General features: G+C 70.6%; 23 protein-coding genes. 8 read left to right on the forward strand and 15 right to left on the reverse strand.

The features are described 5' to 3' along the window. Positions 1 to 162 precede the first annotated feature (162 nt). Together AB0J42_RS23705 and AB0J42_RS23710 are read right to left on the reverse strand one after the other, a co-directional pair. Positions 163 to 1611 carry a serine/threonine-protein kinase gene (locus AB0J42_RS23705; RefSeq protein WP_364297840.1) on the reverse strand — a complete coding sequence of 483 codons (1449 nt, stop codon included), beginning with the start codon at positions 1609 to 1611 and terminating at the stop codon, positions 163 to 165. Next, positions 1601 to 3109: a serine/threonine-protein kinase gene (locus AB0J42_RS23710; protein WP_364297842.1), complete on the reverse strand. Its 1509-nt coding sequence runs from the start codon at positions 3107 to 3109 to the stop codon at positions 1601 to 1603. The genes AB0J42_RS23705 and AB0J42_RS23710 overlap by 11 nt, the downstream gene beginning before the upstream one ends. A 125-nt stretch (positions 3110 to 3234) precedes the next feature. On the opposite strand from AB0J42_RS23710, the gene AB0J42_RS23715 reads away from it, so the two are divergent. Both AB0J42_RS23715 and AB0J42_RS23720 read left to right on the forward strand, forming a co-directional pair. Beyond that, positions 3235 to 4971, forward strand: a complete 1737-nt coding sequence (locus tag AB0J42_RS23715; protein WP_364297844.1) for a DEDD exonuclease domain-containing protein — start codon at positions 3235 to 3237, stop codon at positions 4969 to 4971. Between the two features lie 18 nt (positions 4972 to 4989). Beyond that, positions 4990 to 5277 carry an Lrp/AsnC ligand binding domain-containing protein gene (locus tag AB0J42_RS23720; RefSeq protein WP_364297846.1) on the forward strand — a complete coding sequence of 96 codons (288 nt, stop codon included), beginning with the start codon at positions 4990 to 4992 and terminating at the stop codon, positions 5275 to 5277. A 285-nt stretch (positions 5278 to 5562) separates the two neighbouring features. Here the strand turns inward: AB0J42_RS23720 and AB0J42_RS23725 are convergent, their stop codons facing one another. The 4 genes from AB0J42_RS23725 to AB0J42_RS23740 are packed head-to-tail and all read right to left on the reverse strand — an operon-like array spanning position 5563 to position 9792. Continuing rightward, positions 5563 to 7200, reverse strand: coding sequence for a cytochrome bc complex cytochrome b subunit (locus AB0J42_RS23725; RefSeq protein ID WP_364297848.1), 1638 nt, complete (start codon positions 7198 to 7200; stop codon positions 5563 to 5565). Next, complete coding sequence (locus AB0J42_RS23730) at positions 7197 to 8318, reverse strand: Rieske 2Fe-2S domain-containing protein (protein ID WP_364297850.1); 1122 nt, start codon at positions 8316 to 8318, stop codon at positions 7197 to 7199. The genes AB0J42_RS23725 and AB0J42_RS23730 overlap by 4 nt, the downstream gene beginning before the upstream one ends. After that, positions 8315 to 9124: a c-type cytochrome gene (locus AB0J42_RS23735; RefSeq protein ID WP_364297852.1), complete on the reverse strand. Its 810-nt coding sequence runs from the start codon at positions 9122 to 9124 to the stop codon at positions 8315 to 8317. Before AB0J42_RS23735 ends, AB0J42_RS23730 begins: the two co-directional genes overlap by 4 nt. A 14-nt stretch (positions 9125 to 9138) precedes the next feature. After that, the gene (locus AB0J42_RS23740) at positions 9139 to 9792 is read right to left on the reverse strand and encodes a heme-copper oxidase subunit III (RefSeq protein WP_364297854.1); all 654 of its coding nucleotides are present in this window, start codon (positions 9790 to 9792) and stop codon (positions 9139 to 9141) included. A 196-nt stretch (positions 9793 to 9988) separates the two neighbouring features. Between AB0J42_RS23740 and AB0J42_RS23745 the strand changes: the two genes are divergently transcribed. Then, positions 9989 to 10387 (forward strand): hypothetical protein, encoded by a 399-nt coding sequence (locus AB0J42_RS23745; RefSeq protein WP_364298024.1) that lies wholly within the window; start codon positions 9989 to 9991, stop codon positions 10385 to 10387. Positions 10388 to 10397: 10 nt separating this feature from the next. Beyond that, the gene (gene trpD, locus AB0J42_RS23750) at positions 10398 to 11441 is read left to right on the forward strand and encodes an anthranilate phosphoribosyltransferase (protein ID WP_364297856.1); all 1044 of its coding nucleotides are present in this window, start codon (positions 10398 to 10400) and stop codon (positions 11439 to 11441) included. A gap of 130 nt (positions 11442 to 11571) precedes the next feature. On the opposite strand, the gene AB0J42_RS23755 is transcribed toward trpD, so the two are convergent. The 4 genes from AB0J42_RS23755 to AB0J42_RS23770 form a co-directional block, all read right to left on the reverse strand. Then, positions 11572 to 12738: an Ig-like domain-containing protein gene (locus AB0J42_RS23755; RefSeq protein ID WP_364297858.1), complete on the reverse strand. Its 1167-nt coding sequence runs from the start codon at positions 12736 to 12738 to the stop codon at positions 11572 to 11574. A gap of 187 nt (positions 12739 to 12925) precedes the next feature. Next, on the reverse strand, positions 12926 to 13339 hold the full coding sequence (locus AB0J42_RS23760; RefSeq protein ID WP_364297860.1) for a cytochrome c oxidase subunit 4: 414 nt from the start codon (positions 13337 to 13339) through the stop codon (positions 12926 to 12928). Next, positions 13339 to 15012, reverse strand: coding sequence for a cytochrome c oxidase subunit I (ctaD, locus tag AB0J42_RS23765; protein WP_364297862.1), 1674 nt, complete (start codon positions 15010 to 15012; stop codon positions 13339 to 13341). The genes AB0J42_RS23760 and ctaD overlap by 1 nt, the downstream gene beginning before the upstream one ends. Next, positions 15009 to 15776 carry a cytochrome c oxidase subunit II gene (locus AB0J42_RS23770; RefSeq protein ID WP_364297864.1) on the reverse strand — a complete coding sequence of 256 codons (768 nt, stop codon included), beginning with the start codon at positions 15774 to 15776 and terminating at the stop codon, positions 15009 to 15011. The genes ctaD and AB0J42_RS23770 overlap by 4 nt, the downstream gene beginning before the upstream one ends. 221 nt (positions 15777 to 15997) lie before the next feature. Here AB0J42_RS23770 and AB0J42_RS23775 point away from each other — a divergent pair, with 221 nt between their 5' ends. Genes AB0J42_RS23775 through AB0J42_RS23785 form a run of 3 tightly spaced genes read left to right on the forward strand, consistent with a single transcriptional unit; the run spans position 15998 to position 17849 of the window. Beyond that, on the forward strand, positions 15998 to 17131 hold the full coding sequence (locus AB0J42_RS23775; RefSeq protein WP_364297866.1) for a cysteine desulfurase family protein: 1134 nt from the start codon (positions 15998 to 16000) through the stop codon (positions 17129 to 17131). Continuing rightward, a complete protein-coding gene (locus AB0J42_RS23780) occupies positions 17128 to 17373 on the forward strand; it encodes a sulfurtransferase TusA family protein (protein WP_364297868.1) in 246 nt (81 codons plus the stop codon). The genes AB0J42_RS23775 and AB0J42_RS23780 overlap by 4 nt, the downstream gene beginning before the upstream one ends. Before the next feature lie 59 nt (positions 17374 to 17432). Further along, entirely contained in the window at positions 17433 to 17849 is a 417-nt protein-coding gene (locus tag AB0J42_RS23785; RefSeq protein ID WP_364297870.1) for a CBS domain-containing protein, read from the forward strand. 45 nt (positions 17850 to 17894) lie between these two features. Here the strand turns inward: AB0J42_RS23785 and AB0J42_RS23790 are convergent, their stop codons facing one another. Both AB0J42_RS23790 and erpA read right to left on the reverse strand, forming a co-directional pair. After that, a complete protein-coding gene (locus tag AB0J42_RS23790; RefSeq protein ID WP_364297872.1) occupies positions 17895 to 18881 on the reverse strand; it encodes a carbohydrate kinase family protein in 987 nt (328 codons plus the stop codon). 114 nt (positions 18882 to 18995) lie between these two features. Further along, complete coding sequence (gene erpA, locus AB0J42_RS23795; protein WP_364297874.1) at positions 18996 to 19349, reverse strand: iron-sulfur cluster insertion protein ErpA; 354 nt, start codon at positions 19347 to 19349, stop codon at positions 18996 to 18998. Between the two features lie 156 nt (positions 19350 to 19505). Here erpA and nadA point away from each other — a divergent pair, with 156 nt between their 5' ends. After that, entirely contained in the window at positions 19506 to 20657 is a 1152-nt protein-coding gene (gene nadA / locus AB0J42_RS23800; protein WP_364297876.1) for a quinolinate synthase NadA, read from the forward strand. 9 nt (positions 20658 to 20666) lie between these two features. On the opposite strand, the gene AB0J42_RS23805 is transcribed toward nadA, so the two are convergent. The 3 genes from AB0J42_RS23805 to AB0J42_RS23815 form a co-directional block, all read right to left on the reverse strand. Next, complete coding sequence (locus AB0J42_RS23805; RefSeq protein WP_364297878.1) at positions 20667 to 21287, reverse strand: SIMPL domain-containing protein; 621 nt, start codon at positions 21285 to 21287, stop codon at positions 20667 to 20669. A 17-nt stretch (positions 21288 to 21304) separates the two neighbouring features. Continuing rightward, positions 21305 to 23443 carry a serine/threonine-protein kinase gene (locus AB0J42_RS23810; protein WP_364297880.1) on the reverse strand — a complete coding sequence of 713 codons (2139 nt, stop codon included), beginning with the start codon at positions 23441 to 23443 and terminating at the stop codon, positions 21305 to 21307. A 178-nt stretch (positions 23444 to 23621) separates the two neighbouring features. Next, complete coding sequence (locus AB0J42_RS23815) at positions 23622 to 24962, reverse strand: alpha/beta hydrolase (RefSeq protein ID WP_364297882.1); 1341 nt, start codon at positions 24960 to 24962, stop codon at positions 23622 to 23624. Positions 24963 to 24987 lie beyond the last annotated feature (25 nt).

Consider the following 24987-nt stretch of genomic DNA (forward strand, 5'->3'; position numbering starts at 1 on the left):
GGCCTTGGGGGGCCGCCGGTGGCTGGAAGGGCCCGCCCGGTGCCTGGGAAGGGGGGGTCGGCGGCTCGTTCTCGCTACCGGGATGCACCAGTTACTCCTGGGGTATGCCATGACTTGCGGGGAAACATGCTAGTCATCGGGGTTGCAAGCCGCTTGAATCCGTCAGCCTCGCAACGCACCCGCAACCATCGCGGCGGCGGCGACGGCGCTCTTCTCGTCGGCCGCGCCGGCTTCGCGGACGTCCGTCCGGTGCCAGACCACCTCGGCGATCAGGTTGCTGTCGCGCAGCAGCACGGTGGTGTCGGCGCGGCCGGTCTCGCGGGAGTTGACGTAGTACTCGAAGCGGGTCTGCAGGAACGCCGCCTCCCCCGTGTCCGGCACGTCACGGACCGCGCCGACCCGTTCGCGCAGCATGGAGCCCTCGGCGGCCTGCCGGCTGGCCCGCTCCAGGTCGAACCGGCGGGTCGCCACCTCGGGGGCACCGCGTGACCCGTCGGGCCGTTCCAGGTAGACGCGCACGGTCAGCCGGTGGGTCATCTGGGAGCCCTGCTGCCGGCGCCACTGGCACTCGCCCTCGCGGCTCGCCTCCGGTTTGGTGGCGCCGCCCAGGATCTGCTCGGCCTGGGCGCCGGTGATCAGGCCGCACGGGTCGGGCGAGGTCGTGTAGCGGCCCGGCTCGCCCTGGTTGAGCGCCGTCCATCCGTACCAGCCGCCGACGCCTAGCAGCACGGCGGCGGCGAGCAGCACGGGGGCCAGCCACCACGCGCGGCGCCGTGACGGCGGCGCGGGGGCGTGGCCCGGCGAGAGGAGGCGCTCCAGCGCCAGGCGGACCTGATCGGCGGTGGGGCGCGCGGCCGGGTCCTTGGCGAGCATGGCGATCAGCAGCCCGCCGAGCTCGCGCCCCGCCTGCACGGGAGGCGCCGGGTCGTGCAGCAGCACGGCGGCGGCCATCGCGGCCGGGTGGGGCCGGTCGAAGGGCGGCCGCCCCTCCACGGCGGTGTAGAGGCTGGCGCCGAGCGACCACAGGTCGGAGGCGGGGCTAGACGGCTGTTCGTTGAGCCGCTCCGGCGCCATGTAGCCGGGCGAGCCCGCGGTGCCGTAGCGGTCGCTCCCGGCGCCCATCGAGACCGCGATGCCGAAGTCGGTGAGCATCGCCGAGCCGTCGGCGTCGAGCAGGATGTTGGCGGGTTTGACGTCCTGGTGGACCATGCCGTGCGAGTGGGCGACCTGGAGCGCGGAGAGCACGCTCAGGCCGATGCGGGCCACGACCGGCGGCGGCAGCGGCCCGAACTCCTTGATCGCCTTGTCGAGCGAGCGGCCGGTGACCAGGTCCATGATGATCCACGGCTGGTCGCCGTCGAGCACGACGTCGTGGACCATGACGATGGCGGGGTCGCGCAGCCGCCCCGCGGCCCGCGCCTCGTGGATCGCCCGGTCGGCGAACTCGGCCCGCTCGGCGGGGGTCAGCCGGGGCGGGACGCGCACCTGTTTGACGGCCACCTCGCGGTTGAGCATCACGTCGTGGGCCCGCCAGACCGTGCCGGCGCCGCCCTCTCCGAGCCGCTCCAGCAGCCGGTAACGGCCTGCGAGCACGTACGCGTCAGCCCGCACTGCGCAGCGCCTGTTCGCTCGCCTTGGCGGCGTTGAGGGCCGTCTGCTTGATGTCGTCGTCGCCCAGCTGCTCGGACATGGTGGTGTAGCCGACGAAGACCACCAGGTTGGACAGCCGGTAGTAGACCATCGCGGTGTGGACGCGGCCGGTCTTGCCCTTCAGCTCGAACGCGAACGCCTCCTCGCCGACGCCGTCGAGCGGCCGCAGGGGCGTGCGGGTCACGTTGAGACTGTTCTTGACGCCGATCTCGGGCCAGGCCCACTGGAGTGTGTCGTACTTGTCCCACCAGCGCCGCTGGTTGGCGAAGAGGGTGCGGGCGGAGGCGGGGGTCATCGCCCACGGGTCGCGGGTGTCGGAGTCCTTCTGCACCTGCAGTTCGACGCCGTTGTTCTGGAGCGGCCACTGGCAGCTCGGGCCGGCCTCGTCGCTGTCCGGCGTCGCCTCGGGCGGCTGCCGCGTACGCAGGAAGCGGCCGACCTCCTCCTGGCCGAGCAGCGAGCACACGTCCATCGGCGCCGTGAACGCCTCGGGCACGCCTCCCGCGGCGCCGTCGCGTACGAGCAGGACGGCGGCCGTGGCGGCGGCGATCACCACCGCCGCGACCGCGGCCACGGCGACCCAGAGCAGCGGCCTGCCGCGTTTCCGGACGTACGAGGGAGCGGTGACGTCATGGTGGAGCGGGAGCTGCGCGTCCTGCCCGGAGGCGACCTGGCGCAGCGCCTGGATCAGCTGGGGCGCGGGCGGCCGGGCGGCCGGGTGGGGCGCCATCATGGCGGCGATCACCGGGCCGAGCCTGCCCGGGACCTGCGGCAGCGGCTGGGTGAGGGTCGCGCGGATGCGCTGGGCCGCCGTGCCCTCGTAGGCGGGGCGGCCGGTCACCGCGACGAACAGGGTGGCGCCCAGCGACCACACGTCGCTGGCGGGGCCGCCGGGGTCTCCCTCCAGCCGCTCGGGCGCGATGAAGCCGGGCGAGCCGATCATCAGGCCCTGCTCGGTCAGCGTCGCCTGGCCCTCCTGGCGGGCGATGCCGAAGTCGGTGAGCACCGCCCTGCCGCTGTCGGTCAGGAAGACGTTGCCCGGCTTCACATCGCGGTGCTGCAGGCCGCGGGCGTGCGCGGCGGAGAGCGCGTCGAGCATCTCGGCGCCGATCCTGGCGGCGTACTCCTGCGGCATCGGCCCGTGCTCGCGCACCGCCGTGCCCAGGTCGCGGCCGCGCAGCAGCTCCATGACCAGCCAGGGCCGGTCCTGCTCGACGACCACGTCGTGCAGCGCGACGATGCCGGGGTGGCGGAGCTGGCCGGTGGCCTGCCCCTCGCGGACCGCGCGGGTGATCAGCTCGGCCCGCTCCTGCTGCGGCAGCCCCTCGGGCAGGGTCAGCTCCTTGACCGCCACCTCGCGGTCGAGCATCTCGTCCCTGGCCAGCCAGACCCGGCCCATCCCGCCGCTGCCGAGCGGCTGCAGCAGGAGGTATCGACCGGCGAGTCTTTGCTGGGACACAAGGGCAGGGTAACGAAAGGTTCTGACGGAAGCCTATTCGGTCAACTCCCGGTCGGCGGAGAACCAGCCGATGGTCAAAGGCGCCGCACGTGGGACCGCCGTTGGAACTGTCGGTGATCCTCTCTATGGTCTTGGACGTGGATCCCGTTCAAGGCACTCTCGACGAGCTCGGCACCCCGCTGAGCGAGGTCACGTTCGTGGTGTTCGACCTCGAGACCACCGGCGGGTCCCCGGCCGACGACCGGATCACCGAGATCGGCGCGGTGAAGGTGCGGGCGGGCGAGGTGCTGGGCGAGTTCTCCACCCTGGTCGACCCGGGCGGGCCGATCCCGCCGTTCATCTCGGTGCTGACGGGCATCACCGACGCGATGGTCATGGCGGCGCCGCGCATCGAGGCCGTGCTGCCGAGCTTCCTGGAGTTCATCCATGGGGCCACGCTCGTCGCCCACAACGCGAGCTTCGACACCCGCTTCCTCAAGGCCGCCTGCGCCGCCCACGGCTATCCCCCGCCGGTCAACCCGGTGGTCGACACCGTCGACCTGGCCCGGCGGGTGCTGACCCGCGACGAGACGCCCAACAGCAAGCTGGCCACGCTCGCCCGGTTCTTCCGCGCCTCGACCGAGCCGTGCCACCGCGCGCTCCAGGACGCCAAGGCCACCGTCGACGTGCTCCACGGGCTCATCGAGCGGGCCGGCTCCTTCCAGGTCCACACGCTGGAGGAGCTCAAGTCGTTCGTCCGCGCCCCCACGCCCGAGCAGCAGCGCAAGCGCCATCTCGCCGAGTCGGTGCCGCACGCCCCCGGCGTCTACTTCTTCGAGGACGAGCGCGGCGAGATCCTCTACATCGGCAAGAGCACCAACCTGCGCAACCGGGTGCGCTCCTACTTCACCGCCAGCGAGACCAGGCCGCGCATCCGCGAGATGATCGGCATCGCCGAGCGGGTCCACCACGTGGTCTGCGCGACGGCGCTGGAGGCCGAAGTGCGCGAGCTGCGGCTGATCGGCGGCGCCAAACCCCGCTACAACCGCAGGTCCCGCTTTCCGGAGAAGGTCTTCTGGCTCAAGCTCACCCAGGAGGCGTTCCCGCGCCTGTCGATCGTGCGCGAGGTGAAGGACGACGGCGCCGCCTACCTCGGCCCGTTCTCCAGCACCCGCCTGGCCGACGACGCCCGCAACGCGCTGCACGAGGCGGTGCCGCTGCGCCAGTGCACCCAGCCGATCAGCACGCGCACCCGGCGCCCGGCCTGCGTCCTGCACGAGATGGGCCGCTGCGGCGCCCCCTGCGAGGGCAAGCAGAGCCAGGACGACTACCGCGTCCACGCCGAGGCGGCGCGGCGGGCCATGACGCTCGACGCCACCCCGGTCTTCTCCGCGGTCTCGGCCCGCATGGAGCGGCTGTCGGTCGAGCAGCGCTACGAGGAGGCGTCGGTCGACCGCGACCGGCTGGCCGCGTTCGTCCGCACCGCCGCCCGCATGCAGCGGCTCGCCGCCGTCACCCGCATCCCCCACCTGGTGGCGGCCAGCCCCGCCTTCGACGGCGGCTGGGACATCCACGTGATCCGCCACGGCCGGCTCGCCGCGGCCGGGGTGATGCCGCGCGGCGCCCACCCCACGCCGTTCGTCGAGTCGCTCACCGCCCGGGCCGAGACCGTCATCCCCGGCCCGGGGCCGATCCCCGCCGCCAGCGCCGAGGAGACCGAGTGCATCCTGCGCTGGCTGGAGTCGCCCGGGGTGCGGCTGGTCGAGGTCGAGGGCGAGTGGAGCCTGCCCGCCCGGGGCGCGGCCCGCCACAAGGCCCGCATCGACCGCGCCTACCAGGGCCGCGACCGCCTCCGCCACCGAGAAGGGCGTCCTTTGCCCTGATTCGATACAGTAGGCGACATGGTCACGGCTATCGTTCACATCAACGCCGAAGTGGACCGCATCCCGGAGGTCGCCGAGACGATCGCCGCGATCGACGGCGTCAGCGAGGTCTACTCCATCACCGGCGCTTACGACCTCCTGGCCATGGTGCGCGTGGCCGAGTACGAGCAGGTCGCCGAGATCATTCCCGGCCGCCTCAACAAGGTGCCCGGCGTGCTCAACACCGAGACGCACATAGCGTTCCGCACCTACTCCAAGCACGACCTCGAGGCCGCCTTCTCCATCGGCTGGCCCGAGGCCGACTGACCTCACCGAGGTTTCTCACCCGCTGCCGGACGTGGCGGCGATTCCGCGTTCTCGCGCGTACTTTCCGGTGTGAACGGCACCCCGTGCTCTCGCACACGCTGCCAAGTGCGACAGCACAACCGGCGCGTTCCCTCCTGCGCTGCCAGGCGTGACCGCCGCGTGCTCGCACGTACTGCCAGGTGTGACCACTCTCCCCCTCATCGCCAGGTGTGACCGCACCTGGCTTGAACGCCGAAAAGGGCCCCGGGCGATCGCCTGGGGCCCTCTTGCCGTCAGCTCAGCGCGTCAGCTCCGGTCCTCGCCGGGGCCGACCGCCACCTGCTCCTCCTCGTGCCGCTCCTCGGCTTCGAGCGGGACCTTCTCCCCGCCGTAGGCCTTGGACATGCGGGCACGGAGCTTGCCGAGCGGGCCGCGCATGCCCTTCGGCGGGATGCCGGCCCCGTCCTCGGCCACCGGCAGCATGGGCACCGGCGCCTTGCCGCGCACGTGGGCCTCGATGTCCTCCGCCATCGGCGTGTGGACCTCGATGTACTCACCGTGCGGCAGCCGCTTGATGACGCCCGACTCCACGCCGTGCTGGACGACCGCGGCGTCGGAGCGCTGCAGGCCCAGGCAGATCCGGTAGGTGATGATGTAGGCGATCACCGGGGCGGCGAACACCAGCACGCGGCCGGCGTACGTCGTCCAGTTGAGGCTGATGTGGAAGAACGCCGAGATCTCGTCGTTCGCTCCCAGCAGCCAGAGCACGCCGTAGAACGAGATGCCCGCCATGCCGATCGAGGTGCGGTGCGGGTTGTTGCGCGGACGCTCCGCGATGTGGTGCTCCCGGCGGTCGCCGGTGATCCACTGTTCGAGGAACGGATAGAGCGCCAGACCCGTCATGACCAGGCCCAGTGGCACCAGCGCCGGGATGATCACACTGAGTGGCAGTGTGCCGGCTTGGGCGGTGCCGAACAGGTTGACCTCCCAGGCCGGCATGATGCGCAGCGAGCCTTCCAGGAAGCCCATGTACCAGTCGGGCTGTGAACCGGCGGAGATGTCGGCCGGGGTGTACGGGCCGTAGATCCAGACCGGGTTGATCTGGGCGAAGGTCGCCAGCCCGGAGATCACGCCGAGCGTGAACAGGAAGTACGCGCCCGCCTTGGCCATGAACGCCGGGTAGAACGGCGCGCCCACCACGTTCTGGTTCGTCCGCCCCTTGCCGGGCATCTGGGTGTGCTTCTGCACCCACATGAGCACCATGTGCGCCGTGATCAGCGCCAGCAGGATGCCCGGGATGAGCAGGATGTGCAGCGAGTAGAACCGGGAGATCAGGTCGGTGCCCGGGTACTCGCCGCCGAACAGGAAGAACGAGATGTACGTGCCGACCAGCGGCAGCGAGATGGCCACACCCTGGGTGATCCGCGCGCCCGCGCCGGAGAGCAGGTCGTCCGGCAGCGAGTAGCCCGTGAGGCCCTCGGCCAGCGCCAGGCTCAGCAGCAGGATGCCGATGATCCAGTTGATCTCACGCGGCTTGCGGTAGGCGCCGGTGAAGAACACCCGGAGCATGTGCGCCATCATGCCCGCGACGAACAGCAGCGCCGCCCAGTGGTGCATCTGCCGCATGAGGAGACCCCCGCGGACGTCGAAGCTGATCTCCAGCGTCGACGCGTAGGCCGCGGACATCCCCACGCCCTGCAGCGGCGCGTAGGAGCCGTTGTAGATCACGTGCTCCATGCTCGGCTTGAACCAGAACGTCAGGAATGTACCGGTCAGCAGCAGGATGATGAACGAGTAGAGCGCGATCTCACCCAGCAGGAACGACCAGTGGTCCGGGAAGATCTTGCGCATGTTGCGCTTGAGGAAGTTGGCGCCGCCCAGGCGGTCGTCCAGCCAGGTGGACGGCCCGGAGACCGCCTTCGGAACAGTTGTCAGCTGGCTCATGGCTGTTCTCCCTTGGCCCGGGCCGCCGCCTCGGCGTCACCGCGCTCCCAGTAGCTGGGACCGACCGGCACCGGGAAGTCGCCGGCCGCGACGAGGTAGCCCTCGTTGTCGACGGTGATCGGCAGCTGCGGCAGCGGCCGGGCGGCCGGGCCGAAGATGACCTTGGCGCCGTCGGCCGCGTCGAACGTCGACTGGTGGCACGGGCACAGGATGTGGTGGGTCGTCTGCTCGTACAGGGCCGCCGGGCAGCCCACGTGCGTGCAGATCTTCGAGTAGGCCACGATGCCGTCGTGCGTCCAGTTCATGTTGACGCCCGACTTCAGCTCCTCGGGCCGGAACTTGATCAGGATCAGCGTCGACTTGGCGAGCTCGTTCATGTCGTGCTCGTAGCCCTCGGGCACGATCGACAGGATGCCGCCGGGCGAGTTGAAGTCGGCCGCCCTGATCGGCTGGCCGGTGCCCTCGACGATCAGGCGCCGCAGCCTGCCGTCGTCGGTCTTCTTGCCCCAGACGGTGTGCGCCAGCAGCTTGTGGAAGCTGGTGGCCTTCATCTTGGTGTTGTCGAGGTCGCGCAGCAGGATCAGCGGGATCAGGCCGAGCGGCGCGGCGGCCAGCAGCAGCGTGCGGCGCATCATCTTGCGCTTGACGAAGCCGCTCTCGTTGGCGCCCTCGACGAACGTGTCGGCCACGACCTCGCGGTCGTCCTCGTCGGAGACCATCAGGTGGCGCTCCTGGACAAGGGCGTACTTCGGCATGATCTGCCGGACCCAGACGACGATGCCGACGGCCAGGGCCAGCACCGCCAGCGTCAGGGAGCCGCCCAGCGCGAGGTTGGACGTTCCAGTCGCCTCGGGGCTGCCCACCTGGAACACCACGTAGGAGACGAGGAAGGCGATGCCCGCCAGGAAGGTGATCAGGAAGCAGAGAGAGACGATCTTCTCCGCCCTGCCCGCCTTCCGCTCGTCCTGCAGCGTGATGCCGGGGGTCTCGCCCCCGGCCTCGCCGGCGTCGCGCGCCTCCGCCTCACCGAGCATCGAGGTGCCCGGTGCGGGAGTGCCGATCACGCGCTTCGGGACGCGCTCGTCCGGCTGCTCGATCTCGTGCTCGTTGTCAGTCATGACTTCTGTCGTCTCTTCGCGGTGATCCAGATGGCGGCGAGGACCATGGCCACGACGCCTACGATCCAGGCTACGAGGCCCTCGGTGACGGGACCGATCCGGCCCAGGGCGAACCCGCCCGGGTCCTTCTGCTCGCGCACCTGGACGATGTAGGCGATCATGTCACGCTTCTGCTCGGGCGTGATGGTCGTGTCGTTGAAGACCGGCATCGCCTGCGGCCCGGTGAGCATCGCCTCGTAGATCTGAGTGGGGGAGGACTCGTTCAGGCTGGGCGCGTACTTGCCGCGCGTCAGCGCGCCGCCCGCGCCCGCCCAGTTGTGACACTGGATGCAGTTGGCGCGGAACAGCTCACCACCCTTGGCGGCGTCGCCGAGCGCCGGGTCGACCTGCTCGCCGGACGGCACCGTCGGACCGCCGCCGAGCGACTGCACGTACGCCGCGATGTCGCTGATGCTGGCGCTGTCGACCCACTCGGGCAGCGGCTTGCGCGGCACCTGGGCGGCCGGGTTGGTCGCCGGCATCCGGCCGGTGCTCATCTGGAAGTCGACCGAGGCCGCGCCGACGCCGATCAGCGTCGGCCCCATCGACGTGCCCTCGGCGTTGAGCCCGTGGCAGCTGGCGCAGTGAGCCTCGAAAAGGCTCTTGCCCCTCGCCACGTCGTCCACCTTGCCGGACGCGAGCGCCGCGTCAGCGGGCCTGCTCACCTGCACAAAGGTGGCATATGCCGTCCCGACCAGCGCCAACGCCAAAATCAGGACGGCGTATCTCGCGAGGGGATGCCGCCGCCAAGCGGTGATCCTAGTCACAGAGATCCCGTTCCTTACCGAATGATGTAGATGGTCGCGAAAAGACCAATCCAGACGACGTCGACGAAGTGCCAGTAGTAGGACACGACGATGGCGCTGGTGGCCTGCTCATGCGTGAAGCGCTTCGCGGCGTACGTACGTCCCAGCATGAACAGGAACGCGATCAGTCCACCGGTCACGTGCAGGCCGTGGAAGCCCGTCGTGAGGTAGAACACCGACGTGTAGGGGTTGGCGGACAGAGTCGCGCCCTCGCTCGCCAGTTCGATGTACTCCCACAGCTGGCCGGCGATGAACACCGAGCCCATGATGAAGCTGACGAAGTACCAGAACCTGAGCTTGTTGACTTGCCCCTTTTCAGCGGCCCACACGCCGAGCTGGCACGTCACACTGGACAGAACCAGGATCGTCGTGTTGGCCGTCGCGAACGGGATGTTCAGGTGAGCCAGGCCCTCGGTTGAGGCGCCCAACTGTACGTATGCCGGACTCCACTCGATGCCTTGGCCCACGCTCACCGACCGGATGGTGAAGTACATCGCGAACAGCGCCGCGAAGAACATGAGCTCAGAGGACAACCAGACGATCGTACCCACGCTGACCAGGTTCGGTCTGCGGTACGGCTGACCTGTCGTCGTCGAAGTAATTGCGGATGCTGTCGCCACGGGCAGCATTATTGCGGCTCTGGTGGTCGGTCCGACGCACGACCCCCCGTTAGCGGGAACTATCAGGCATCCGACCTGGGACAATCCGGGCAAATCGACCGTCTAGGGCGGCGACTGAGCCCGCACACCCGTGCCGACGGTACGATCCCAGATGACCCTACCGATACGACCGATAGTGAGTGCGACCGTGAGCACCGACGACACGATGAAGATCCTCGTCTACAGCGACGACGCGGCCACCCGTCAGCAGGTCGTGCAGGCGATCGGCCGGCGGCCCGCCGCGGACGTGCCCTTCGTGGAGATCGTGGAGTGCGCCACCGAGCCCAAGGTCCACCAGTGGCTCGGCTCGGGCGAGATCGGCGTGGCCGTGCTCGACGGCGAGACCCAGCCCGCGGGCGGCATGGGCGTCGCCCGCCAGGCCAAGGACGAGGTCTACGACTGCCCGCCCATCTGCCTCATCATCGCCCGGCGCGACGACCGCTGGCTGGCCGAGTGGTCCAAGGCCGAGGCGGTCGTGTCCCAGCCCCTGGAGCCCATGCTCCTGGCCGACACCGTCGCCGACCTCATGCGCCGCCGCCTCGCCGGCCGCCTCACCGCCAAGTAGGGAGCCTGACGTGGACTCGCGGACGACCTGGCCTGCCATACTCTCCGCGCTCCTGTCCGGGGAGCACCTGACGGCCGACGAGACGGCGTGGGCGATGCGGGAGATCATGTCCGGCACCGCCACCCCCGCCCAGATCTCCGCCTTCGTGGTCGCGCTGCGCGCCAAGGGCGAGACGGTGGCCGAGGTGACGGGCCTGGCCCGCACGATGCTCGACCTCGCCACGCCGCTGCACGTCGAAGGACCGGTCGTGGACGTCGTCGGCACCGGCGGCGACCGGGCCCACACCGTGAACGTGTCCACGATGGCCGCCATCGTGGCCGCGGCGGCGGGCGCCCGCGTGGTCAAGCACGGCAACCGCGCCGCCTCCTCCTCGTGCGGCGCCGCCGACGTGCTCGAACACCTCGGCATCAAGCTCGACCTGACCCCCGAGCAGACCGCCCGGGTGGCCACCGAGGCGGGCATCGCCTTCTGCTTCGCGCCGGTCTACCACCCGGCGCTGCGCTTCGCCGGGCCGACCCGCAAGGAGATCGGCGTCCCCACCGTCTTCAACTTCCTCGGGCCGCTCACCAACCCGGCCCGCCCCACCGCGCAGGCGATCGGCGTGTACGATCCGCGCATGCTCCCGGTGCTGGCCGGGGTCTTCGCCGAGCGCGGCGTCTCGGCGCTGGTCTTCCGCGGCGACGACGGGCTCGACGAGCTCACCATCGCCACCACCTCCACCGTGTGGGTGGTCCACGAGGGCACCGCCACGCAGACCACCTTCGACCCGGCGGTGCTCGGCATCCCCCGCGCCGAGGTGGGCGCCCTGCGCGGCGGCGACGTGGCCTTCAACGCGCAGGCGGTGCACGACCTGCTCGGCGGCAAGACCGGGCCGGTCCGCGACGCGGTCCTGCTGAACGCGGCCGCCGCCCTGGTCGCGCTCGACGGCCCCGGCGGCGACCTGGACTCGGCGATGATCGACGCCTACGCCCGCGCCACCCAGGCCGTCGACTCCGGCCAGGCCTCGGCCACCCTAGACCGCTGGATCGAGACCAGCCGCGCCATCGCCTCCTGACGGCTCTCACGCCCGTTTACAACCAGGCAGAGAGGGCCTGAGGGCTCTCACGCCCCTTCTACGGCCAGGGAGAGGGGCGGGGCCTTTCTCGGCCCCGCCCCTCTCCTCCGCGCTACCGGCGGCGTACGGGTCAGGAGAACGGCAGCGTCGGCCCGTCCTTCAGCGAGCTCCACTGGAGCCACTGCTTCCAGGTCTCCTGCCAGTGCCCCCAGCCGTTCGTCGGCTCCAGTTGGCGCGGGGAGCCGGTGATGACGATGGGGTCGCCGATCAGGGTGTTCTTGATGTACCAGGCCGCGTTGGCCGGGCTGATGTTCACGCAGCCGTGGCTGACGTTGGCGCGCCCCTGGGAGCCGACGGACCAGGGGGCGCTGTGGATGTACTCGCCGCTGTTGGAGATGCGCACCGTGTTGTAGACGGTCAGCCGGTAGTAGCCGGACTGGCCGGGCCCGGCGTCGGGCGAGGTCATGACGGTGACCGGCTCGCGGGACATCGCCAGATGGATGCCCGAAGTCGTGTGATATTTCATGACTCCGCCTCGACCGGCGCTCATCGGCATCTCGCGGATCTTCTTGCCGTTCCGCCGCACGACGAGGACGTGCTCGTTGACGCTCCCCTTGGTGATCTGGGAGCGGCCGATGCGGAAGTCGATGGCCACGTCGCGCTTGCCGTGCATGCCCTTGCCACCGCTCACGCCCGCCAGGTTGGCCTCCACCCGCACGTCGGTGTGCGCCGGCCAGTACTCGCGCGGCCGGAAGTCGACGCGCTGGTCGTCGAACCAGTGCCAGGCCCCCTCGACGGGCTTGGAGGTACGGACGAGCAGGTTGCGCTCGACAGCCACGCGATCGGTGATCGGCTGGTCGAAGGCGATCATGATGGGCATGCCGACGCCGACGGTCAGCCCGGTGGTCTCCTTGCTGGGCGAGATGCTCTTGATGTCGAAGGTGCCGGCCGCCTTGATGGTGGAGAACGTGCTGGTCTTCTCGGTCTGCTTGCCGTCGGGGTTGGCCGCGACGGTGCTGATCGTGTAGGTGGCCCCGGGCCGCGCGGTGTCGGTGCTGCGCCAGCGGGTCCTGTCGGCGCTCAGCACGCCCGGAAGGGTGCCCTCCTTGCTCTGTACGGTGACGCTCTTCAGTGTGCCTCCGTGGGCCGCCACGACGACCGCCTGGTCCGTCGGCACCTCTGCCGCCCGGTCGGCCGGCTGGATCGTCACGGTGGCGTCGGGCGCCGCCTGGCGGTCCTCCTCCGCCGCGTTGCTCGCCGAGCACGCCGTCAGCAGCGCGACCAGGCTCACGCTCATGCCCATGCACAGGCCCCGGCCCCACGATCGATTCGCTACGCGCGACACGAGCACCCCCCGTCCGAGTCGAGCAGATTCACCGGTCTTATTACCCGGAGTGATCTCTCGACCACCTCCGCATCCCGGCAAAGAACACCAAAAAGCGGGCGTCCCCTCCGAAGAAGGACGCCCGCTTTTCGGCGGGGACTCAGTGCGAGAAGTGGCCCCGGTAGTACTGGAACACGAACCCGATCAGCGCCATGATCACCAGGAACACGCCGATGATGAACATCCACAGGCCGATGACGAGCCCGGCGAAGGTGAAGGCCGCCGCCAGGCAGACGAACAGCGGCCACCAGCTGTTCGGGCTGAAGAAGCCGACCTCGCCGGCGCCGTCGCTGATGTCGGCCTGCTTGTTGTCCTCCGGCTGCGCGCCGATGCGCCGCGCGGTGAACATCAGGTAGTAGCCGATCATGAAGGCGAACCCGACCGAGATGGCCATCGCCGTGGTGCCGACCGGCTCACCGACGCCCGTCGACGCCTTGGTCCAGAACCAGTAGGCGACGGTGACGCCGGCGAAGAAGACGCCGACCAGCATGAAAAGCCAACCTTGGACCTTCATCAGTCCTCCACCTCCGGCACGGGCTTGGCGGACAGGTGCGGGTACTTGAGGTCGAACGCGGGACGCTCGGACCGGATGGGAGGAAGCTTGGTGAAGTTGTGCCGCGGCGGCGGGCAGGAGGTCGCCCACTCAAGCGAACCGCCGTAGCCCCACGGGTCGTCGACGGTCACCTTCGGCGCCGTACGCCAGGTCTTCCAGACGTTGTAGAAGAACGGCAGCGTAGACGCGCCGAGCACGAACGCGCCGACGGACGAGAGCATGTTGAGGTCGGTGAACCCGTCGTTGACGCCGTAGTCGGCATAGCGGCGCGGGAAGCCCAGCATGCCCAGCCAGTGCTGCACCAGGAACGTCATGTGGAAGCCGATGAACAGCAGCCAGAACTGCAGCTTGCCCAGCTTGTCGTCGAGCATCTTGCCGGTGAGCTTGGGCCACCAGAAGAAGAACCCGGCGAACATCGCGAACACCACGGTGCCGAAGACCACGTAGTGGAAGTGGGCGACGACGAAGTAGGTGTCGCTGATGTGGAAGTCGAGCGGCGGCGAGGCCAGGATGACACCGGTCAGGCCACCGAGCAGGAAGGTCACCAGGAAGCCGATCGAGTAGAGCATCGGCGACTCGAAGCTCAGGTGACCCCGCCACATCGTGCCGACCCAGTTGAAGAACTTCACGCCGGTCGGCACCGCGATCAGGAACGTCATGAACGAGAAGAACGGCAGCAGCACCTGACCCGTCGGGTACATGTGGTGCGCCCACACCGTCATCGACAGGCCGGCGATGGCGATGGTCGCGCCGACCAGGCCGATGTAGCCGAAGACGGGCTTGCGGCTGAAGACCGGCAGGATCTCGGTGACGATGCCGAAGAACGGCAGCGCGATGATGTAGACCTCGGGGTGGCCGAAGAACCAGAACAGGTGCTGCCACAGCATCGGCCCGCCGACCTCGGAGCTGAAGATGTGGGTGCCGAACTTGCGGTCCGACTCCAGCGCGAGCAGCGCGGCGGCCAGCACGGGGAAGGCCATCAGCACGAGCATGCTGGTGAGCAGCACGTTCCAGGTGAAGATCGGCATCCGGAACATGGTCATGCCGGGCGCGCGCATGCAGATGATCGTGGTGATGAAGTTGACCGCACCGAGAATGGTGGCCAGACCCGACATCACCAGGCCCATGATCCACAGGTCGCCGCCGATGCTCGGCGAGTAGACCGTGTTGGACAGCGGCGCGTAGCCGAACCAGCCGAAGGACGCCGCGCCGTCAGGGGTGAGGAAGCCCGACATCGCGATGAGGCTGCCGAACAGGTAGAGCCAGTAGCTCACCATGTTGAGCCGGGGGAAGGCCACGTCGGGGGCGCCGATCTGCAGCGGCATCACCGCGTTCGCGAAGGCCGCGAAGAGCGGCGTCGCGAACATCAGCAGCATGATCGTGCCGTGCATGGTGAACAGCTGGTTGAACTGCTCGTTCGAGGTGAACTGCAGCCCAGGAGCGGCCAGCTCGGCCCGCATGATCAGCGCTATGATGCCGCCGACCAGGAAGAACATGAACGAGGTGATCAGGTAGAGGTTGCCGATCACCTTGTGGTCGGTCGAGGACAGCCACTTGGCGAGGATGCGGCCCTTGGAGGTGGGCCGCTGAACCGGCGGAGCCGGTGTGGTGAGGGAATCTTGGATGGCGGTCACTGGGCACTCCCCGCCTGGTTGGACGCGACGTACTGGTTGAACTCGTCCTTCTCGACGAGCTTGACCGAGAAGAGCATGCGGCTGTGGTCGACACCGCACAGCTCGGCGCAGCGGCCGGCGTAGACGCCCGTCTTGCCGAGCGTGGTGATCTCGAACTTGCGTCCCGGGCTGTCTTCAGGGATGCCCGGGATGATGTCCCGCTTGAACAGGAAGTCGGGCACCCAGAACGAGTGGATGACGTCCTCGGTGTAGAGGTCGAACTCCACCGTCGTGTCGACCGGCAGCACGAGCTGCGGGCCGTTCTCGTACTCGCTGACCGGCATGCCGGTCACCGGCTGCAGAGTCTTCCCGTCGGCGGTCGTGGTGGTGAAGCGCCAGCTCCACTGGAACGCCTCCACCTTGACCTTCACCTGGGCGTCACCCGTGACGCGGGTCAGCTCCTCGGTGTCACGGGCGGTGAAGAAGAAGAACACCGACACCATGACGAGCGGCACCAGCGTGTAGAGCATCTCGATGGGCAGGTTGTAGCGAACCTGCGGCGGAAGATCCGCCTTGGCCCTGCGCCTGGTGTGGAAGAGGCATGCCCAAATGATGAGGCCGACGACAAGACCGCCCATGGCGAGCGCGGCGATCCACGCTCCGTTCCACAGGGCAGTGACGGTCTCCCCTTCCCGGGTGATCGCCTCGGGCAGCAGCCCTCGGGACCAGTCCGCCTCGGGGACATCATTTGCACACGCCGTAGCGGAGGCCAGAAGCAACGCCAAAGCGGCGGCGCGCGGCACTCTACGCCGGGCCAACGAACGCCGCGTCGAACGGCGGGTCGGACTCACGGATCGCCTACCCCACAGATGAAGCCCAGGAGTCTCTCCCGGGCGCTCGTATTTCCTGTTGCACAGCTGATTGCAGAAAGACACATTAGCGCGCAAGGGGCTCGCCCTTCCGCGCGCCCCCTCCGTGGCGTGCCACGAGTGGGATCATAGGACTCGTGGCGTACTTCGACGCGGCTTCAACCGAGCCGCTGCACCCCCAGGCGCGAGAGGCGCTGCTGGCGGCCATCGACGTCGGCTGGGCCGATCCCGCGAGGCTCTACAACCAGGCCCGCCGTGCCCGCCTGCTGCTGGAGCAGGCCCGCACGGAGGTGGCCGAGGCGCTCGGCGCGCGGCCCGACGAGGTGACCTTCACCTCATCCGGCACGCAGGCCGTGCATCTCGGTCTGCTGGGCACAATACAGGGCAGACGGCGGGTGGGCCGTCACCTGGTCACCTCCGCCGTCGAGCATTCCAGCGTGCTGCACGCGGCCCGCCTGCACGAACGCGACGGCGGCAGCGTCGAGACCGTCGGCGTCGACCGGCTCGGGCGGGTCGATCTGCCCGCGTTCACCGAGGCGGTGACGCGCCCCGACACGGCCCTGGCGTGCCTGCAGACGGCCAACCACGAGGTCGGCACGGTCCAGCCGGTGGGCGAGGCCGCCGCGGCGTGCCGGCGTCTCGGCGTGCCGCTGCTGGTGGACGCGGCGCAGACGGCGGGCCGGATGCCGGTGCCCGAGGGCTGGTCGGTGCTGACGGCCAGCGCCCACAAGTGGGGCGGCCCGCCGGGCGTGGGCGTGCTGGCGGTGCGGAAGGGCACCCGGTTCCGCTCGTACCTGCCCGAGGACGAGCGGGAGCGCGGGCGCGTGCCGGGGTACGAGAACGTGCCGGGCATCGTGGCGGCCGCGGCCGCGCTGCGGGCCATGACGGCCGAGGCCGCCCGGGAACGCTCCAGGCTGTCGGCGCTGGTCGACAAGATCAGGGAGACGGTGCCGAAGACGGTGCCGGACGTGGAGGTGATCGGCGACCCGGACGACCGGCTGCCGCACATCGTCACGTTCTCCTGCCTGTACGTGGACGGCGAGGTGCTGCTGACCGAGCTCGACAAGGCCGGGTTCGCGGTCTCGTCCGGGAGTTCGTGCACGGCTAGTACGCTTCGTCCATCGCACGTCCTGGAGGCGATGGGCGTGCTCACGCATGGGAACATCCGGGTGTCGCTGCCCAGGGGCGTCTCCGCGGCCGAGGTCGACAGGTTCCTCGCCGTACTGCCCGAGCTGGTGCGCCGGATCCGCGAGGACGCAGGAGTCGCATGACCGAGGCCACGCAGCCGATGCTCACGATCGACGCGCTGGGGAAGAAGTGCCCGATCCCGATCATCATGCTCGCGCAGCAGATCAACGACGTCCCGCTCAACGCGGTGGTGGCCGTGCTGGCCGACGACCCGGCGGCCTACACGGACGTACCGGCGTGGTGCCGGCTCAAGTCCCACCACCACGTCGGGTCGTACGAGCTGCCCGAGGGGGGCTGGGCGATCCACGTGCGGCGCAACTACTGAGCCGCCCGGTACGGGGTAACCCCCCTGAGAAGCATTCTTCGCAGAGGGGGGCGAAAGAGATGACCAACACCGCCGGCGACCTGATGAGCCGGGGCGTGGAGTGCGTCCAGGCGCACGAGACGCTCGACCGGGCGGCGCAGCTCATGCGCGAGCACGGGGTGGGCGCGCTGCCGGTCTGCCTGGACGACCGGGTGACCGGCATCATCACCGACCGCGACATCGTGGTGGAGTGCGTGGCCCTGGGCCACGACCCGGCCCGGGTGCGGGCCGGCGACCTGGCGACGGGGCTGGTGTGGGTGCCCGCCGAGGCGACGGTCGAGGAGGCGCTGGCCCGCATGGAGGAACACCAGATCAAGCGGCTGCCGGTGATGCGCGGCAACCGCGTGATCGGCATGATCAGCGAGGCCGATCTGGCCCGCCACCTGCCCGAGCACCAGCTCGCGGAGTTCGTGCAGCGGGTCTACGCGACGAGCTAGCGCCGGTCGCGCGCCCCCGCCGCGGCGGCGGGGGCGCGCTCCGGGTCACGGGTGGTAGCAGCGGATGTGCGGGGCGATCTCGGCGGCGGCGTCGGCGCCGTAGGCCTCGGTGAAGCGCTCCATGAACTCCTGCTGCCGCAGCTCGTACTCCTGGCCGCCGACGCGCTCCAGCACGTGCGTGGCGGTGAGGTTGCCGATCTGGGCGCACCGCTCCAGGGACATCCCCCACGACAGGCCGGCCAGGAACCCGGCGCGGAAGGCGTCGCCGACGCCCGTCGGGTCGGCCTTGCCGCGCTCGGGGGCGGGGCCGACGTGGAGGGACGGCTCGCCCTCGCGGTCGATGACCGCGCCCTTGGGGCCGAGCGTGGTGACCCGGACGCCGACGCGGCTCAGCACCTCAGCGTCGGACCAGCCCGTCTTCTGCTCGATCAGGCCCTTCTCGTAGTCGTTGGAGAACAGGTAGGCGGCGCCGTCGACGAGCTGGCGGATCTGCTCGTCGGCCATCCGGGCGAGCTGCTGGGAGATGTCGGCGGCGAACGGGATGCCGCGGTGGCGGCACTCGTCGGTGTGGCGGAGCATGCCGTCGGGGTCGTTCGGGCCGACGAGCACCAGGTCCAGGCCGCCCACCCGGTCGGCGACGGGCTGCAGCTCGATGAGCCGCGCCTCGGCCATCGCCCCGGTGTAGAAGGAGGCGATCTGGTTGTGGTTCTCGTCGGTGGTGCACAGGAAGCGCGCGGTGTGCTGCGTCTCGGAGACGTGCACGGAGTCGCAGTCGACGCCGTGGCGCTCCAGCCAGGAGCGGTAGTCGGCGAAGTCGTTGCCGACCGCGCCGACCAGGATGGGCCTCAGCCCCAGGCACGCCATGCCGAAGGCGATGTTGGCCGCACAGCCGCCACGCCGGATCTGCAGGTCGTCGACCAGGAACGACAGAGACACCCGGTCGAGTTGCTCGGCGATGAGCTGGTCGCCGAAGCTGCCGGGAAAGTTCATCAGGTGGTCAGTCGCGATGGAGCCGGTGACGGCGATGCGCACGGGATTCTTCTTCCTCGTTGTCAGCAGGCCAGTTGAGCGCCACGAGCCTACGCGAAGGCCCCGTCCGCACAAAGGCGGGACGGGGCCTTGACCACCGACCGAGCGGATGATCGACTAGTTGAACGAGTCGCCACAGGCGCACGAGCCGGTGGCGTTCGGGTTGTCGATGGTGAAGCCCTGCTTCTCGATCGAGTCGACGAAGTCGATGGTGGCGCCCATCAGATAGGGAGCGCTCATCCGGTCGGTGACCACGCTCACGCCGCCGAAGTCCGTCACGACGTCGCCGTCCATGGAACGGTCGTCGAAGAAGAGCTGGTAGCGGAGCCCCGAGCAACCCCCCGGCTGCACGGCGACCCGCAGCTGCAGACCTTCCTCACCCTGCTGCTCGAGCAGGCTCTTGACCTTGGCTGCGGCCGCGTCGGTCAGGATCAGGCCCTGCGCCGTGGTCTCGCTGCTCTCAACCGTCATCTGCTGACTCCCTAACCGGGTCTGTATCCGACGTCCTGCTATTGACGCTACCAACACCGGGGCGGTGCTACACATTCCCGTCCGCCCCCCAGGGACAAATCGGTCTTCTGGGTGTGTAATCATGAATCGTCACTTGGACGATAAGGGGGTAGGGCGATGACCACCCAGACCGGACTTCCGCTCTTCGTGCTCGGCCAGGGGGCCGATCCGCACAGCGAGAAAGGGGTGGACTGCCCCGGCGAGCTGCCGCCCGCGTCCGACCCTCAGCTGGTCGAACGGGCGCGCAAGGCCAAGGAGGCGCTCGGCGACCGCCTGTTCGTGCTGGGCCACCACTACCAGCGCGACGAGGTGATCCAGTTCGCCGACGTCACGGGCGACTCCTTCAAGCTGGCCCAGCAGGCCGCCGCCCGGCCGCAGGCCGAGTACATCGTGTTCTGCGGGGTCCACTTCATGGCCGAGTCGGCCGACATCCTGACCACCGACGCCCAGCGGGTGGTCCTGCCGGACCTGGCCGCGGGCTGCTCCATGGCCGACATGGCCACCTTCGACCAGGTCGAGGAGGCCTGGGAGGCGCTGGAGGACGCCGGGCTGGACGGGCGCGTGGTCCCGGTCACGTACATGAACTCCAGCGCCGACATCAAGGCGTTCTGCGGGCGCAACGGCGGCGTGGTGTGCACCTCGTCCAACGCCCGCCGCGCCCTGACGTGGGCGTTCGAGCAGGGCGAGAAGGTGCTGTTCCTGCCTGACCAGCACCTCGGCCGCAACACCGCCGTGCTGGAGATGGGCCTGTCGCTCGACGACTGCGTGGTGTGGAACCCGCACCGGCCCAACGGCGGGCTGACGAACGAGGAGCTGGAGCGGGCGCGCATGATCCTGTGGCGCGGCCACTGCTCGGTGCACGGCCGCTTCACGGCCGAGTCGGTGGACGACGTACGCGAGCGCATCCCGGGCGTGAACGTGCTGGTGCACCCCGAGTGCCGGCACGAAGTGGTGGTGAAGTCCGACTACGTGGGCTCCACCGAGTACATCATCAGGACGCTGCGCGAGGCGCCCTCCGGGTCGGCCTGGGCCATCGGCACCGAGCTCAACCTGGTCAAGCGGCTCGCCCAGATGTTCCCCGACAAGAGCGTGTCGTTCCTGGACCGCACGGTCTGCTACTGCTCGACCATGAACCGGATCGACCTGCCGCACCTGGTGTGGGCGCTGGAGTCGCTGGCGCTGGGCGAGGTGGTCAACCAGATCACGGTCGACGAGGACACCGCCCACTGGGCCCGTGTCGCCCTGGACCGGATGCTGGCCCTGGCCTGATCAGCGCGCCTAGTGGTCGAAGGCGTAGCCGACCCGGACGGTGACGTGCATCGCCTGCCGTCCGGGCCGCACCGAGTCCTCGGCCGCCATCGTCCGCGCCATCGGCACCGGCGGGCTCTGGAGTTCCTCGCTGATCGAGACCACCCGGCCCAGCGGCCGCCCGGCCAGGCCCGCGTACTGCGCCGCCCGGGCGGCCGCCTGGCGGAACGCGGCTTCCCTGGCCGCCGTCAGGGCGGCCTCCGGGTCGGACACCTCGAACGCGATCCCGTGCAGCCTGGCCTCCTCCCCCACGCCCGCCACCGTGTCGATGACGTGGTCGGCCCGTTCCAGGTCGCGCACCACCGCCTCCACGCCCTGCGCCGCCCGGTAGGCCGACACCTTCGGGTACGCCTCGTACTCCGGGCCGAGCGACAGCTCGGTGGTGCGCAGGTCGTGCGGCGCGATCCCGGCCCCGCCCAGCGCCCCGGCCAGCCTCGCGGCGGCGGCCCGCGCCGCGGCGAACGCCTCCGCCGCCGACCGCGCCCGGACCTCGACCCCGGCCTGCAGACGCATGACGTCGGGCGCGGCGTCGGCCGAGCCGGTCCCGATGACGGTGATGCTCACGGTGTCGTCCGGCGCTGTCTGGTCCAAGGCGGACCCTCCGTCCTCTAGGGCGTGCCCCTGCTGAATCGGAATACCATCGTGTCGAGCTCCGCCCGCGCCGGCGCGGTCGCGAGCACCCTGTGTACCTTCCCCGCCAGGTCGATCAGCACGGCCTCGTACCCGGTGCCCTTGGCCCGCCAGACGGCCAGATGCTCCTCACCCCACCAGCCGATCAGCCGCTGACTGGTGAACGGCACCCGGACCGGCTCGCCGTCGCCGCCGGTGGGATGGGCGCAGATGGTCGTCGCCGAGGACGCGCAGTGCGCGAGGAACCGGTCGCCGCCGGGGGCCACGTCGTCGCCCTCCACCCAGACCGGGGTGCCCGCCTCCGGCACCGTGCGCGCCTTCCGGCCGTTCAGGTCGTAGAACGTCATCCGGCCGTCCACCCAGGTGCCGACCTCGTCGCCGGCGGCGTTCCAGAAGAACCGCCAGGTGCCCGCGCCCTGCTCCTTGATCTCGTACGTGCGAGCGGTCCCGGCCGTCACGTCGACGATGCCGTACCCGTACGGGACGCTGTCCGAGGCGGTGGTCCGGTACAGGGTGACCAGGGCGAGCCTGCCGTCGGGCGACCAGCGCGGGGTGGTGGGGAAGACCGGCCTGGCGCTGACCTCGATCGAGCGTCCGGTGCCCGTCCGGTGGTCGACGACCGACACCGTCGCCTTCTCGTCGTCGCTGTACTGCGCGTCGGTGCCGAGCGCCCGGGTCCCGTCGTGGTCGAGCACGTACTCGAAGTACCGCGAGTCGTGGCGGAACCGGTCGGTGCCGGGCTGCCGGATGAAGAGCTTCTTGCCGCCGTCGATCGTGTACGAGACCAGCTTCACGGGGTCGGACGACCGTTCCTCGACGGTGACGGAGGTCTCGGGAAGCCGGATCGTCCTGGTCTCGGCCGCCGGGGCAGGCGTCGTCCGGGTGGCGGCAGGAGGCGCGTCGGCCCCGGCGGAGACCCTGTTCACCACGAAGACCCCTGCGGCCACCAGCAGGGCCGTGGCCACCGCCGCCCCCGCCACGATCCATCCCGTCCCGCGCCCCTTCTCTCCCGGCGAGGCAGGCGGCGGATGCGGCCCCGCGGCAGCCGCACTCCCCTGCCACAGCAACCCGGCCGCGGGCCCACCCGCACCGGAGAAGCCCCCGCTGCCAGGCACCCCACCCGGAGAGGATCGCGGGGCCTCACCCGGGAACGACCCCACGGGCCCGTTCGGAGCCCCGCCACCTGGAGTCGGTCCCGACGGCCCGCCGGGACCGGAGGGAAACGCCCCCACTCGCTCGTGAGGACCGGAGGGGCCGGTGGGCGCGGCCGGTGGGCTGTGTGGTGCGGAGGGGCCGGGGGTGTGCTGGGCCTGGCCGAGGAGGCGCATGAGGGCTTGCTGGGCGGTGGGCCGCCGGGACGGGTTCTTGGCCAGGCAGTCGGCGACCAGGGAGCGGAGCGCGGGGTCGGCGATGACGCCCACGTCCGCCTCGGTGTTCATGATCCGGTTGACCACGGCGGGGACGCTGTCCTGCCCGAACGGCGCCTGCCCCGAGGCCGCGAACAGCAGCGTGCAGGCCCAGGCGAACATGTCCGCCGCCGCGCCCGGGTTCCCGCCGTCGAACTGCTCGGGCGCCATGTACGACGGCGTGCCGATGGCGCTGCCGGTGAGCGTGGAGCCGAGGTCCAGCGCCTTGGCGACGCCGAAGTCGATCACGCGCGGCCCGTCCGGGCCCAGCACCACGTTGGACGGCTTGAAGTCGCGGTGCACGATCCCGGCCTGGTGGATGGCGACCAGCGCGGTGACGGTGCCGATCGCCAGCCGGTGCAGCGGCGTGCCGGAGCGGGGGCCCTCGTTCCGCACCACGTCGGTCAGCGTGGGGCCGTCGATGTACTCGCTGACGATGTACGGCCGCCCGTCGGCCAGCCCCGTCTCGATCACCTGGGCGGTGCAGAACGGCGCCACCCGCCGGGCCAGCTCGACCTCGCGGACGAACCGTACCGAGGCCTCCTCGTTCCCGGCCAGGTCGGCGCGGAGCAGCTTGACGGCCACCTTGCCGCCGTCGGGGGCGGTGGCGAGGTAGACGAGGCCCTGCCCGCCTTCGCCGATCCGCCCGGCCAGCGTGTACGCCCCCACCGAGGCGGGGTCCCCTGGGCGCAGAGACGCGAGGTCGGGCACGATATTCCCCACTTGTGGCCTAAGTCATGACTTCTCGGCATTCTCCCGGCTCACCGGGGTCCGCGTCACCTCTTCGACGGCAGAGAGCACCATGAACCAGGTCTCCACCCCACCAGACCCGCCCGGCCGGGTGCGCGGACAGCACCATGAACCGGGTCCGCGTCACCCGTCCGCCCGGTCAGACCACGTCGGCGATGGCGCGCAGCCGGAGCCCGCCCCCGTGCGCGGGCAGGTGGACGAGACGGGCGCACAGGTCGGCGGCGAACCGTTCCGGGCAGCCCGCCGCGCCCCGGGTGCGGATCACGGTCACCGGCACGGCGGGCAGCTCGTGCTCGGCCCTGATCTCACGCAGCTCGACGGCCATGTCACGGCGCGCCAGCCACTCCCCCGCGATCGCCGCCGGCACCCGCCCGCTGCGGTAGAGCCCGCACCTGTCGGCCCGCCCGAACATCAGGCGGTGCGCGACGGGCCCCACCAGGCGGGCCAGCACCGCGGCGCCCCAGGTGCCGCCCAGCACGGGCAGCCACACCCCGGCCGCCCGCCCGAGCGAGGAGGTGCCGCGCCCCGGCGCGGGCAGGCAGGGCGGGTCCACGAGCACGAGCCGGGCCACCCGCAGCGGGTGCAGCCGGGCGAACGCCTCGGCGTGCCAGGCGGCGACGTCGTGCGCGACCACCGTGACCCGCTCGGGGTGATCGGGGGCGAGCGCGGCCAGCCGCGCCGCCTCTCCGTGCAGGGTCGGCGGTACGGGCGAGGCCGGGCTCAAGCCGAGCCCGGGACGGTCGAACCGGATGACGAGCCGGTCGCGCGCCAGCTCGGCGGCGACCGCGTCCCAGTGGCACCAGGCGCTGCCCGGCCCACCGGCGATCAGCACGGCCGGGCCCGCCCCTTCCCGGACGACGTGCAGCGGGCCGGGGATCAGCACGGTGATGTCGGTTTCGAGCAGCCGTACGGCCACGTACACCAGCCAGAGCGCGACCATCGTGAGCAGCCCCCGCTGCGCCAGCCCGGCGAACTGCCCGGCGGCGGACGCGACCGCGGTGAGCGCGCCCGCGACGGCGGTCAGCCCGGTGAGCAGCCACGCCCCCGGGGACCGCCAGCGGAAGCTGAGCGCCGCCGTCGCGACGGCGGCGGCTACGGCGGCGAGCACCGCGGCGGCGGCGTGCGCGCGGTGCGCGAACGAGAGGGGAAAGCAGGCCGGGTCGCTGAGGACCGCGCAGTCCATCGGGAACAGCCCGGCGAGCGCGGTCAGCAGGCCGGCCGCGGCCAGCGCGAGCCAGCCCGGCCACTCCTCGCGCACCCGGGGCGTCAGCGCCACCCCGGCCAGGCAGGCGAGCCCGGCCAGCGCGTCGCTGATCCGGAACAGCCGGGTCCACGGCTGGCCGTGAGCAGCGAGCTCGCCGACGTAGCCGTGGACCCGGTCGACTCGCGGCGTGGCGAGCTGTCCGGTGACCCACGCGCTGGACAGCACCGCGGCCCCGATGAACGCGGACGCCGCCAGCACGCACAACCTTCGCTCCACGTGATGATTACATCACCCAGAGCGA

The sequence above is a fragment of the Nonomuraea sp. NPDC049649 genome (genome assembly GCF_040675175.1).
In the GTDB taxonomy this organism is placed as follows: Bacteria; Actinomycetota; Actinomycetes; order Streptosporangiales; family Streptosporangiaceae; genus Nonomuraea.

Coding starts and splice junctions, on each gene's coding strand:
- AB0J42_RS23755 (WP_364297858.1), bottom strand. CDS start 12,738: ATGAGCGTGAGCCTGGTCGCGCTGCTGACGGCGTGCTCGGCGAGCAAC.
- AB0J42_RS23740 (WP_364297854.1), bottom strand. CDS start 9,792: ATGCTGCCCGTGGCGACAGCATCCGCAATTACTTCGACGACGACAGGT.
- AB0J42_RS23725 (WP_364297848.1), bottom strand. CDS start 7,200: ATGAGCCAGCTGACAACTGTTCCGAAGGCGGTCTCCGGGCCGTCCACC.
- AB0J42_RS23715 (WP_364297844.1), top strand. CDS start 3,235: ATGGTCTTGGACGTGGATCCCGTTCAAGGCACTCTCGACGAGCTCGGC.
- AB0J42_RS23785 (WP_364297870.1), top strand. CDS start 17,433: ATGACCAACACCGCCGGCGACCTGATGAGCCGGGGCGTGGAGTGCGTC.
- AB0J42_RS23780 (WP_364297868.1), top strand. CDS start 17,128: ATGACCGAGGCCACGCAGCCGATGCTCACGATCGACGCGCTGGGGAAG.
- nadA (WP_364297876.1), top strand. CDS start 19,506: ATGACCACCCAGACCGGACTTCCGCTCTTCGTGCTCGGCCAGGGGGCC.
- AB0J42_RS23760 (WP_364297860.1), bottom strand. CDS start 13,339: ATGAAGGTCCAAGGTTGGCTTTTCATGCTGGTCGGCGTCTTCTTCGCC.
- AB0J42_RS23745 (WP_364298024.1), top strand. CDS start 9,989: ATGAAGATCCTCGTCTACAGCGACGACGCGGCCACCCGTCAGCAGGTC.
- AB0J42_RS23730 (WP_364297850.1), bottom strand. CDS start 8,318: ATGACTGACAACGAGCACGAGATCGAGCAGCCGGACGAGCGCGTCCCG.
- AB0J42_RS23720 (WP_364297846.1), top strand. CDS start 4,990: ATGGTCACGGCTATCGTTCACATCAACGCCGAAGTGGACCGCATCCCG.
- erpA (WP_364297874.1), bottom strand. CDS start 19,349: ATGACGGTTGAGAGCAGCGAGACCACGGCGCAGGGCCTGATCCTGACC.